Genomic DNA, 10,081 nt, shown 5'->3' with positions numbered 1-10,081 from the left:
CGCCCGTGCCGCGGCGGCGCCGGTCCAGGGCGAACTGGATGCCGACTACGCCTTCGTCGCGACCAGCAATGTGGGTGGCGAAACGCTGGACCCCGAAGCCGTTGCCCGGCTGCGCCGCATCGGCGAGAGGCGCTGGTTGCGCACGCTCGACGACACGCTCGGCCTGTCCATCGAGGAGCTGCGCCGCCAGCCCAAACCGCGCCCGCCGCTGCCTGCTCCTGAGCGCCTGCTGCAGGACCGGCCCGAGCACATCCTGTCGCGCCCCGCCACCGACCAACTGGGCGGTGACAACCGCTGGGGCTTCAAACTCAAGCAGCCCGAACACCTCTACCACCGCGGCGAGCTGCACAACCTCACGATCTCTCGTGGCACGCTGACGGAGGAGGAGCGCTACAAGATCAACGACCACATCGTGCAGACGCTGAAGATGCTGCACGAGCTGCCTTTCCCCAAGCATCTGCGCGAGGTGCCCGAGATCGCGGGTGGCCATCATGAGCGCATGGACGGCAAGGGCTACCCGCGCGGCCTGACCGGCGCACAGATGAGCCCGCAGGCCCGCATGATGGCCATTGCGGATGTCTTCGAGGCACTGACGGCCGATGACCGGCCCTACAAGCCGGGCAAGCGCCTGTCCGAGGCCTTAGGCCTCATGCGGCGCATGGTGGCCGAGGGCCATCTTGACCCGGGCCTGTTTGAACTTTTCCTGCGCTCGGGCGTGTGCCTGACCTATGCGCGGCGCTTCATGGCGGCAGCGCTGATCGACGTGGAGGACGTTGGCGCCTACCTGTCGTGACGGGTGACGCTGAACTTCAGCGGCGCGGCCTTGAGCAGGGGCTCTCCGGCGCCGTCGTGCAGGCTGACAACCGCTTCGTACTCGCCCAGGGGCAGGTCGACGATGGCCTCGGTGCGGCCGTCGACGAGGTTCTGGCGCACCGCATTGCCGCCGCCCTTGGGCGCAAAGCTGAGGCGGAAATGCCCCGTGTCCTTGATGGCGGTGCCGGCCGGCGCCACGCCCAGGCCGGCGCCGAGCACGCCCAGGGACAGCGTGAAGGGGCTCGACACCGCCTCTTCATCGCGCAGGTTCTTCACATAGACCTCGCGGCCGGCTGAGGCGCGTGGCGCGGCGCGCAGGTCCTCGTACCAGGCTTCGCAGGTGTCGCGGTCACCCGCAACGACCTTGGGCGCCGGGGCGTCGGCGCGCTTGCCCACGACCACGATGGCAATCTCATTGCTGAAGACGAAATAGGGCTTGTGGGCGTGGTCGGCGAACAGCAGCCGCATGGTGTGGCGGCCCGGCGGCAGGTCGATCTCGGTGCCGGTCTGGGCCTTGCCGAAATGCTTGTGCGTATTGGAGAAGGGGATGGGTGCGGTGTGGTCGCGCGGCAGCGGCGTGTCGATGAGGATGTGGTGGTGGCCGGCCTTCTCGTTGGCATTGCCGGCCGGAATGACGCCCATGCCACGGATGCCGAACTCCACCCAGAAGGGCGAGCGCACGCGGTAGCCGGTCTTGACGTTGCTGAAGTGCACCGAGACCGGCTCACGCAGGTCGAGGGCCGTGCGCTGGGCCGTGTGTGACAGCCAGCACTGACGCTCCAGCGGATCGGTAGGCAGTGGCTCGGCCGCGGCCAGCGCGGGCAGCAGACCCAGTGGCCAAAAGTGGCGGGTCAGTCGAGCGGCAGATCCCATGCGAGCCCTCCGGCAGCGTGCGCCACCGATTCTGGGGCGCGCGCTAGCGAAGAGGCGTCGTGAAAGTTACGGACGCCAGGGCCTGTTCACGCTACGGGGATCGGACGCGTTGCCACCCAAAAGCCCGCGAGCAAGGCGCAAAGTCGAAGCTGGGGTCGGCCCCAGCGAGGCTTCGCAACGCCGCGCGCGGGCTTTTGGGTGGCAACCCTTCGGGAGAGGGCCTGCGCGGGCGCATGGCGTTGTTGCGCGCCTGGCCTGGGCACGAGCCCAGGCGGCGCCGCACGCCTAGCCCTGCACCCGCGCAGACCCTCTCGCACCGATTCCCGTAGCGTGAACAGGCCCTAAGCCACCTGAAGCTGGTGGGTCAGATGCAGTTCGCCGAACAAATCCTTGGGGTCGACCATCTGCGGGATCAGGTCCAGCGGCGCGCCCAGGCCAAGCTGATTGCTCACGTCGCGCAGCAGGCGCAGCGCGGAGAAGTCCTCCAGCGCGAAACCGACCGAGTCGAACACTGTGACCTGGCTGGTCGACTCGCGGCCCGGGGMCTGCCCGGCGAGCACGCGCCAGAACTCGGTGACGGGGAAATCGGCCGGCATCTGCTGCATGTCGCCTTCGATGCGGCTCTGTGGCTCGAACTCGCAGACCACGCGGGCCATCTCCAGCACGCCGCGGTGCAGCTCGGTCTTGCCCGGGCAATCGCCGCCGACGCCGTTGATGTGCATGCCGGGCTCGATCATGTCCGGCGTCAGGATGGTGGCGTTGGTCTTGTCCGCGGTCACGGTGGTGACGATGTCGGCGCCCTTGACCGCCTCCGCAGTGGAGGCGCACACGGTCAGCGTGAGGCCGGGCGTTTGCTGAAGGTGGCGCACCAGCTTGGCCGTGGCGGCCGGGTCGATGTCGTAGAGGCGCAGCTCGCGGATGCCGAGCAGGTGGTGGAAGGCCAGGGCCTGGAACTCGCTCTGGGCGCCGTTGCCGATCAGGGCCATCACGCGGCTGTCGGGGCGGGCGAGGCGCTTGGCCACCATGACCGAGGTGGCGGCGGTGCGCATGGCGGTGGTCAGGGTCAGCTCGGAGAGCAGGGCGGGGGCGCCGGTCGCCACGTCGGCGAGCACGCCGAAAGCCATCACGGTCGGCAGGCCGAAGCGGTGGTTTTTGGGGTGGCCGTTGACGTATTTGAAGCTGTAGAGGCTGGCGTCGGCGATGGGCATCAGCTCGATGACGCCGTCTTGTGAATGGGCGGCGACACGGGGCGTCTTGTCGAATTCGGCCCAGCGCAGGTAGTCGGATTCGAGGTAGCTGACGAGGCGGCGAAGTAAATCGGGAAGTCCGACACGTTGGACAAGGCGGGCGACGTCTTGGGTGGTGAGGACGGTGGTCATGGCAGTCTCGCGGAATGTGTTGAGGCGATTCTTCCGGGGCCATGTGCCAAACAGAAGCTCAACTCTTGCCACGTAATGCATCGCGATTTGGCAAAATGGCAGTGGAAATTGCCGAATTGATCAAAATGGATGCCCTTGACCAGCAACTCCTTGCCCTGCTGCGCACCGATGCCCGGGCCAGCGTCGCCACGCTCGCGGCCAAGCTCAAGGTCTCGCGCGGCACCGTCACCAACCGCATCGCGCGGCTGGAAGACAGCGGCGTCATCACCGGCTACACGGTGCGCCTGCGGCCCGACTCGGTGCCCGACCAGATCACGGCATGGATGAGCATCACGGTTGAAGGCAACCGCACGCGCGAGGTGGTGGCCATGCTGCTCGGCGAGCCCGGCATCACGGGCCTCTTCGACACCAACGGCCGCTGGGACCTGCTGGCCGAGATCCGCAGCTCCAGCCTGCAGGAACTGGCCGACGTGCTGGAGCGGGTGCGCCTCATCAAGGGCATCGCCGGCACCGAGACCTCCATCCATCTGCAAAGCTACAAGCTGGCCTGATCGGCCTCGGTTATCGTGCGCCGCGCTCCCTCTGCCTTGAAATGAATCCTGTCCTGATCCGCCGTGCCTGGCTCGCGGCCTCCCTTGTCGCGCTGGCCGGTTGCTCCATGCTGCCCAGCCAGCCACCCCAGCCGCCGGTCGTCGTCGTCCCGACGCCGCCGCCTGAGCCGCCACCCGTCATCAAGCCAGCCCCGAAACCGCCACGCATCGGCCTGGCCCTGGGCGGCGGCGCCGCGCGCGGCTTTGCCCACATTGGCGTCATCCAGGTGTTCGAAGAGAACGGCATCAAGGTCGACCTGGTCGCCGGCACCTCGGCCGGCAGCCTCGTCGCGTCGCTCTACGCCTCGGGCAAGACCGGCAAGGAGATGCAGACGCTGGCCGAGACCATGGACGAGGGCGCGATCACCGACTGGTCCTTCCCGCTGCGCGGGCTGATCCGCGGCGAGGCGCTGGCGCGCTTCATCCGCGACAAGACCGGCGGCAAGAACATCGAGCAGATGGTGGTGCCGCTGGGCATCGTCGCCACTGACCTGTCCGACGGCTCTTCCATCCTGTTCCGCAGTGGCGACACCGGCACGGCTGTCCGCGCCTCCAGCGCGGTACCGGCCGTGTTCCAGCCGGTGCGCATCGGCCAGCGCGAATTTGTCGACGGCGGCCTGGTGTCACCGGTGCCGGTGCGCTTTGCCAGGGAAATGGGCGCGCAGCTCGTCGTCGCGGTGGACATCACCTCGCCGCCCGAGAAGGACCCGCCGGGCGACGCCTTTCGCATGCTGATGCAGACCTTTTCCATCATGGGGCGCAGCATCAACATGTTCGAGCTCCGCGAGGCGGATGTCGTCATCCGGCCCAGGCTCGATGGCGTGGGCAGCGCCGACTTCACGGCGCGGCGCCGTGCGGTGCAGGCCGGTCGCGAGGCAGCGCAGGCGATCCTGCCGATCCTGCGCCAGCGCATCGCCGAGAAGACGCGCTGAAGCTATGAATGCCGAGACGCCGCTGTTCCCGCTGCGCTCGGTGTTCTTTCCCGGCGGCCATCTGGCGCTGCGCATCTTCGAGCCGCGTTACCTGGACATGGTGCAGCGCTGCCATGCGCGCGGCGAGCCCTTTGGCATCGTGGCGTTGACTTCGGGCGAGGAGGTGCGCCGGCGCGAGGGCGAGGGCTTTCGGGCCGAGGCTTTTCACGACGTCGGCACGCTGGCCCGCATCGAGGATTTCGAGCACGCGCAGGCCGGCCTCATCAACATCCGCATCTGCGGCACGCAGCGCTTTCGCGTGCAGGGCTCGCGCAACCTCAGCCATGGCCTGTGGGTCGGCCGGCTTGAGCTGTTGGCCGGCGACGTCGCGGTGCCGGTGCCAGACGATCTGCGCCAGGCCGCTCAGCAACTGCAGGACCTGCTCGCCGGCTGGAAGGCCCGCGGCGCCGCGGACGACCTGCCCGTGCAGCCGCCCTACCAGTGGGACGACGCGGGCTGGCTGGCCAACCGCTGGGCCGAGCTGCTGCCCATGCCGGTCGAGGCGCGCCAGCGGCTGATGGTGATGGACAACCCGCTGCTGAGATTGGAGCTCATCGTCGACCGGCTTGACGCGCTTACGCGTTCAGCCAATCGGTAAGCGTCTTCAGCACCTCGGCCTTCTCGGGCTCGTTGAAGATCTCGTGGAAGAGGCCGGGCCAGGGCTTGGTGGCGACGACATTGGCGGGTGCGCCAGACGCAAAGGCCTCGCTGCCGCGCGGTGACACGCAGCGGTCCGCGCCGGCCCACATCAGCAGCGTGCGCAGCTTCCAGCGCGGTGCGTCGCCAATGGCACGGGCGCCGCTGTCGACGATGAAGCGCGTCAGCCGCGCCGTGATGCGGTCATGCACCAGCGGGTCGGTCGCGTAGGCCTTGACGACGGCGGTGTCGCGGCTGATCCATTCGGGCTTGAGGCCGTTGCTGACGGCCAGGCCCGGGGCGAGCGATCCCGCCGCGGCAAGCAGCRGCTTCTGGAAACCGGACAGGCCCGCATCCAGCGCGGGGGAAGACAGCACCAGGCCATCCAGCGGCCGGCTCCAGGCCGCGGGCTTGCCTGTCAGCGCTTCTGCTGCAAAGCGCGCGGCGATCAGCCCGCCCATGCTGTGGCCGAGCAGCACGAAACGCTTGCCCGGCTGGCGCACGGCGTCGATGACGCGCGCCGTGTCGCGCAGCAGCGCGTCGTGCGCGGGGATGTCGCCCTTGCGCCCATCGCTGCGCCCGTGGCCGCGGTGGTCCCAGCCGTGCACATCCCAACCGGCCGCGTTCAGTGCCGCGGCGACATGGGCATAGCGTTCGATGTGCTCACCCAGGCCATGGCAGATGAGCAACTGGCCGCGTGCGGGAGCCGCGGTGGTGGGCCAGTGGCGCAGGTGGAGCTTGAGGCCGTCGTCGGTGGTGGTGGTCGTCATCGCGTCGCGGGCTGGGAATCGGTGCGCAAGTTTGCACGAGCTTCTTCCGTTTCCCGTCGCGAACCCAACACTCTTGCGTAGGCCCAGGTGAACTCGGCGCCGATCAGCAGGATCTGCGCCGAGAAGTACACCCACACCAGCAGGGCCACGACCGAGGCCGCGGCGCCAAAGCCCGAGGCGACGCCGCTGCGCTGCAGATAGGCGCCGATGCCATAGCGGCCCAACGCAAACAGGCCCGCCGTGACGAAGGCGCCGAGCAGCACGTCGCGCCAGGCGACGTGAACGCGTGGCATCCACTTGAAGATCAGCGCGAACACGGCCACCACCAGGCCCTGGCTGAACACCGTGTTGGCCAGAGCAGCGACGCGCAGCCAGTCGCCAAACCAGGGCTGCCACCAGGTCTGGGCGGCCGACATGACGGCGTCCAGCAGCAGCGACACCAGCAGCAGAAAGCTCAGGCCAAAGATGAGGCCGAAGCTCAGCAGGCGCGCGCGCAGCCAGTTCAGCCAGCCTTGCACCGGGCGGGCCGGCACGCGCCAGATGGTGTCCAGCGCATCCTGGAGCTCGGCGAACATCGTCGTCGCACCGACCAGCATCAGCCCCAGCCCGACAACCGTGCTGAGCCAGCCGCCGGCCGGCCAGGAGACCGACTTCAGCATGCTTTCGACTGTCGAGGCGGCCGTCGCGCCGAGCAGCGCGGCGAGCTGGTCGAAGAGCTCGCCGCGCACCGCCTCGCCGCCCCAGACGAGGCCGGCCACCGACACGACGATGAGCAGCAGCGGTGCCAGCGAGAACAGCGTGTAGTAGGCGAGTGCCGCGCCCATGCGCGGGCCGCGGTCGTCGAGGAAGCCGTCGAAGGTCAGCTTCAGCACGCGTCCCAGCGGTCGGATCTGATCAAGCCAGCGCATGCGCGAAGTCTCGCGGCATGCGCTGGCCGCCGCTGTAGGACGCGACCGGCGTCAGAACGTCATGCGGGCGCCCACGCGGTACTGGCGGCCCAGCACGTCGAACAGCGAGGGGTTCACGCCATAGCCGGTGTTGGTGCCCGGGGCGTTGGGCGGCGCGACGTCGGTGACGTTGTCGATCTTGAAGTAGGCGGTGATGTTTTTGTTGATCTTGTAGTTGCCGGCGAGATCCCAATAGAAAGCGCCCTTCATGTGGTTGTTGTCGATGGTCTGGTGCATGGCGGTGGAGACTGGGCAGGTGGTCTGGCACTCGATGAACTCGTTGCTGTAGACGCCATTGCTGACCCAGCGCTGGCCCACCGTGAAGCTGGCCTTTTCGCCTTCCCAGGATTGCGAGAACTGGGCCTTCCACGTCGGCGTGTCGCCGAGGTTGACGCCTGCGCGCTCGGCCGGGATGGTGCCCACGATGCCCGATGTGACCAGGAAGCTGTTGGTGTGCGTTGCCAGGCCACGCAGCGTGAGCTTGCCGGGCAGATTGACGCTGGCCAGGTTGAATCGGTAGAGAGCTTCCATGTCGAAGCCCTTGCTGCGCATCCTGGCCAGATTGAAGGCCTGCAGCGTCACGTACTTCACGGGGCTGACAAGATCCATCGCGGCGCAGATCTCTTGGTTGCCGGCAGCGCAGAGGTCCACTTCCTGCTGGGCTCCGAGGGTGGAGATCACGTCCTTCAACTTGATGTCGAAGTAGTCGATCGACGCACTGAAGCCTGGCGCCCACTTGGGCTGCGACAACACCAGGCCGAGGATGCGGTTGTTGGCCAGCTCGGGGCGAAGGTTGACGTTGCCGATGGTGCGTTGCTGCACGTTGTAGGTGTTGCCCTGGAAGTTGACGGCCTGGTTGATGACCACCGGCGCGGCAAACAGCTCGGAGAGATTCGGCGCACGCACATCACGCGAGGCGACGTAGCGAACGCGCAGGCCATCGACCCCGGTCTTCCAGGTCGAGCCGATCTTCCAACTGTTGATGCCGCCGGCGGTGCTGTAGAGCGTGCGACGCACGGCCGCGTTGAGGTTGGCCTCGCCCAGGCTGTCGGACTTGAACATCGGAGCGTTCACTTCGACGAAAGCTTCTTTCACGTTGTAGGCGCCCGCCGCAGCGTGGTAGTTGCCGGCGAACCAGTTGTTGCCCACAGTGGTGTTGAGGAGTGGGTCAGCCGGGTAGTCGGCCGTATTGGGCGTTGCGGGGTAGACGCCATTGCCGTAGGGGTCGCCCGTCACCCAGTAACCTTCCTTGCGAGCTTCCGCCCCGAAGGCGACGGCCACCGGTCCTGCCCAGTTCGAGAACGGCTGGCCGTTGAGGTTGAAGCTGGCCACCGTCTGACGCTGCACCGACAACTGATGCGGACCGACGGCCGGGAACACATAGGCCAGCGCGGCCGGATCCTGCTGCACATCGCCGATGATGTTGAGCGGCGCGCAGCCCGCGGCCACGGCGGTGGCGTTTCGGCAGACGATCTGGCCGGACGAATTGCGCACGGCGTCGATGGCRGCGTTGAAGCGCGGGTTCAGCATGATGTTGCTGACCTTCAGGTCGATGCTGTTTTCGCCGTGCTCGAAGTAGCCGTCATACGACCAAGTCTGGCCTAGCGCGCTAGCCTTGCCGGTCGCACCCAGCACGAACCGCTTCTGTTCGCGGATCGGGTTGACTTCGATGTCCTTGGGCTGGTTGCCGTAGGCCGTGCCGAACTTGAAGCTGGTGATGCCCTTGTCCACGCAGGCCTGCTTGATGGAGGCCGGCACGTAGGGGTTCTCGCACTGGATGGTCAAGTTGTCCAGCTTGGGCGAACCGGGGTTGGGCGTGTTGCGAGCGTTGGTCCTGGCCAGGTTGACCGTGAAGTAGACCTCGTTGTCATCGTCCAGCTCATAGCTAGCACGGGTGTAGAAGACCTGACGCTGCAGGTTCATGCCCATGGTGGTGCCGCCGCCGATGGTGCCGGAGAGGTCGCCGCCCACGCAGAAGGGTGTGATGCAGCCTGTCACTGCACCCGTGCCGGTGGGCACGCCGTTGGAGCCGTACTCGAACTTGTAGGGCACGCCGTCCTTGCCGAAGGCGGTGCCCTGCAGCGGACCCTGGGTGATCAAGCCGTACTTGGAGTACTGGAACTGTTGGGCGTTGCGGATGTCGAACAGCTGCGGCCTGCCGTCCGTGGTCTGGCCGGTAGGGCGCTGTTGCCAGGCCGGGTTGTTGAACCAGGTGCGGCCGTTGGCGCCCTGGCCACCAAAGCGGGGTGAGGGCACGCCCTTTTCACGGACGAGTTCCACGCTCACGGCAATGTGCGCACGGTCGTTGAGGAAGCTGCTGCCCCAGGCGGCTTGCAGTGCGCCGTTCTTGTCGTCGCCGTAGTTGGTTTGGCCAGCTTCGATGTTGGCCTTGAAGCCCTTGAAGCGCTTGTCGGTGATGAAGTTCACCACGCCGCCCACGGCGTCGGAGCCGTAAGAGGCGCCGGCACCGCCGGTCACCACGTCGACTTGTGTGACGAGGAGCTGTGGGAACTGGCTGATGTCAGCCACGCCGGTCACGTTGGCCGGCACCACGCGTTGGCCATCGAGCAGGGTCAGCGTGCGGATCGGGGTCAGGCCGCGCAGACTCAGGGAGCTGAGGCCCTGCAAGCCGCTGCTGGTGCTGTTGGTGAAGGTGGTGCGACCCGTGCTGCCCTGGAGCGCAGGCAACTCAACGAGGCTCTGGAAAATGTTCGGGTGAGCCGCCTTCTCGAGGTCCGAGGCGGTGAGGCGCGTGGTCGGCGTCGGTTGCGTGAAGCCGCGCGCCGAGATGCGCGAGCCCGTAATGACCACGGTGCTCAGCACGCTGGCGCCCGGATTGACCTCTGGCGCGGCGTCAGGCGTTGTGGCCGGTGTCTCAGCGCTTTGGGCCAGGGCGGGAAGCGCCAGCACGGCGCAAGCCGTGAGGGCCGCCAGATGGATCAGGGTCTTGGAACCGGGATTTCGCATGGGAGGTCTCCTGAGGTGGCACGGTGGGCCGCTGCCTTGTGGTCGTTGAGCCGGTATTCGGTAAACAAACTTGGTTATTGGATAGCGCTGTCCGGGAAGCTTAAAAAAACCGGATGGCTTAGGTTGAAACTCGCC

Annotated in this window: 9 protein-coding genes; 4 read left to right on the top strand and 5 right to left on the bottom strand. The window is 67.2% G+C overall.

Going from position 1 to position 10,081, the window contains the following annotated elements; all coding sequences use genetic code 11:
• The coding region (locus tag ACXJKJ_RS29505; RefSeq protein ID WP_457394768.1) for an HD-GYP domain-containing protein at positions 1–793 on the top strand (793 nt) is incomplete at its 5' end.
• Here ACXJKJ_RS29505 and ACXJKJ_RS29500 read toward each other — a convergent pair.
• Together ACXJKJ_RS29500 and ACXJKJ_RS29495 are read right to left on the bottom strand one after the other, a co-directional pair.
• On the bottom strand, positions 781–1,686 hold the full coding sequence (locus tag ACXJKJ_RS29500; protein ID WP_457394765.1) for a DUF4399 domain-containing protein: 906 nt from the start codon (positions 1,684–1,686) through the stop codon (positions 781–783). The genes ACXJKJ_RS29505 and ACXJKJ_RS29500 overlap by 13 nt on opposite strands.
• Before the next feature lie 341 nt (positions 1,687–2,027).
• Entirely contained in the window at positions 2,028–3,065 is a 1,038-nt protein-coding gene (locus ACXJKJ_RS29495) for an ornithine cyclodeaminase (protein ID WP_457394763.1), read from the bottom strand.
• A 125-nt stretch (positions 3,066–3,190) separates the two neighbouring features.
• Here ACXJKJ_RS29495 and ACXJKJ_RS29490 point away from each other — a divergent pair, with 125 nt between their 5' ends.
• From ACXJKJ_RS29490 to ACXJKJ_RS29480, 3 genes are read left to right on the top strand one after another with little or no spacing between them, the layout of a single operon-like run.
• Entirely contained in the window at positions 3,191–3,616 is a 426-nt protein-coding gene (locus tag ACXJKJ_RS29490; RefSeq protein WP_056194870.1) for an Lrp/AsnC family transcriptional regulator, read from the top strand.
• A gap of 41 nt (positions 3,617–3,657) precedes the next feature.
• Entirely contained in the window at positions 3,658–4,587 is a 930-nt protein-coding gene (locus ACXJKJ_RS29485; protein ID WP_056194871.1) for a patatin-like phospholipase family protein, read from the top strand.
• 4 nt (positions 4,588–4,591) lie between these two features.
• Positions 4,592–5,224, top strand: coding sequence for an LON peptidase substrate-binding domain-containing protein (locus ACXJKJ_RS29480; protein ID WP_457394760.1), 633 nt, complete (start codon positions 4,592–4,594; stop codon positions 5,222–5,224).
• Here the strand turns inward: ACXJKJ_RS29480 and ACXJKJ_RS29475 are convergent.
• The 3 genes from ACXJKJ_RS29475 to ACXJKJ_RS29465 are packed head-to-tail and all read right to left on the bottom strand — an operon-like array spanning position 5,202 to position 9,946.
• Complete coding sequence (locus ACXJKJ_RS29475) at positions 5,202–6,032, bottom strand: alpha/beta hydrolase (protein WP_457394757.1); 831 nt, start codon at positions 6,030–6,032, stop codon at positions 5,202–5,204. The genes ACXJKJ_RS29480 and ACXJKJ_RS29475 overlap by 23 nt on opposite strands.
• Complete coding sequence (locus tag ACXJKJ_RS29470) at positions 6,029–6,940, bottom strand: YihY/virulence factor BrkB family protein (RefSeq protein ID WP_457394754.1); 912 nt, start codon at positions 6,938–6,940, stop codon at positions 6,029–6,031. The genes ACXJKJ_RS29475 and ACXJKJ_RS29470 overlap by 4 nt, the downstream gene beginning before the upstream one ends.
• Positions 6,941–6,991: 51 nt before the next feature.
• Positions 6,992–9,946 carry a TonB-dependent receptor plug domain-containing protein gene (locus tag ACXJKJ_RS29465; protein WP_457394751.1) on the bottom strand — a complete coding sequence of 985 codons (2,955 nt, stop codon included), beginning with the start codon at positions 9,944–9,946 and terminating at the stop codon, positions 6,992–6,994.
• Positions 9,947–10,081 lie beyond the last annotated feature (135 nt).

The sequence above is a fragment of the Roseateles sp. P5_E1 genome, from assembly GCF_054049335.1.
Note: the sequence above shows the minus strand (reverse complement) of the source record. Positions and strands in the feature narration are given on the sequence as shown.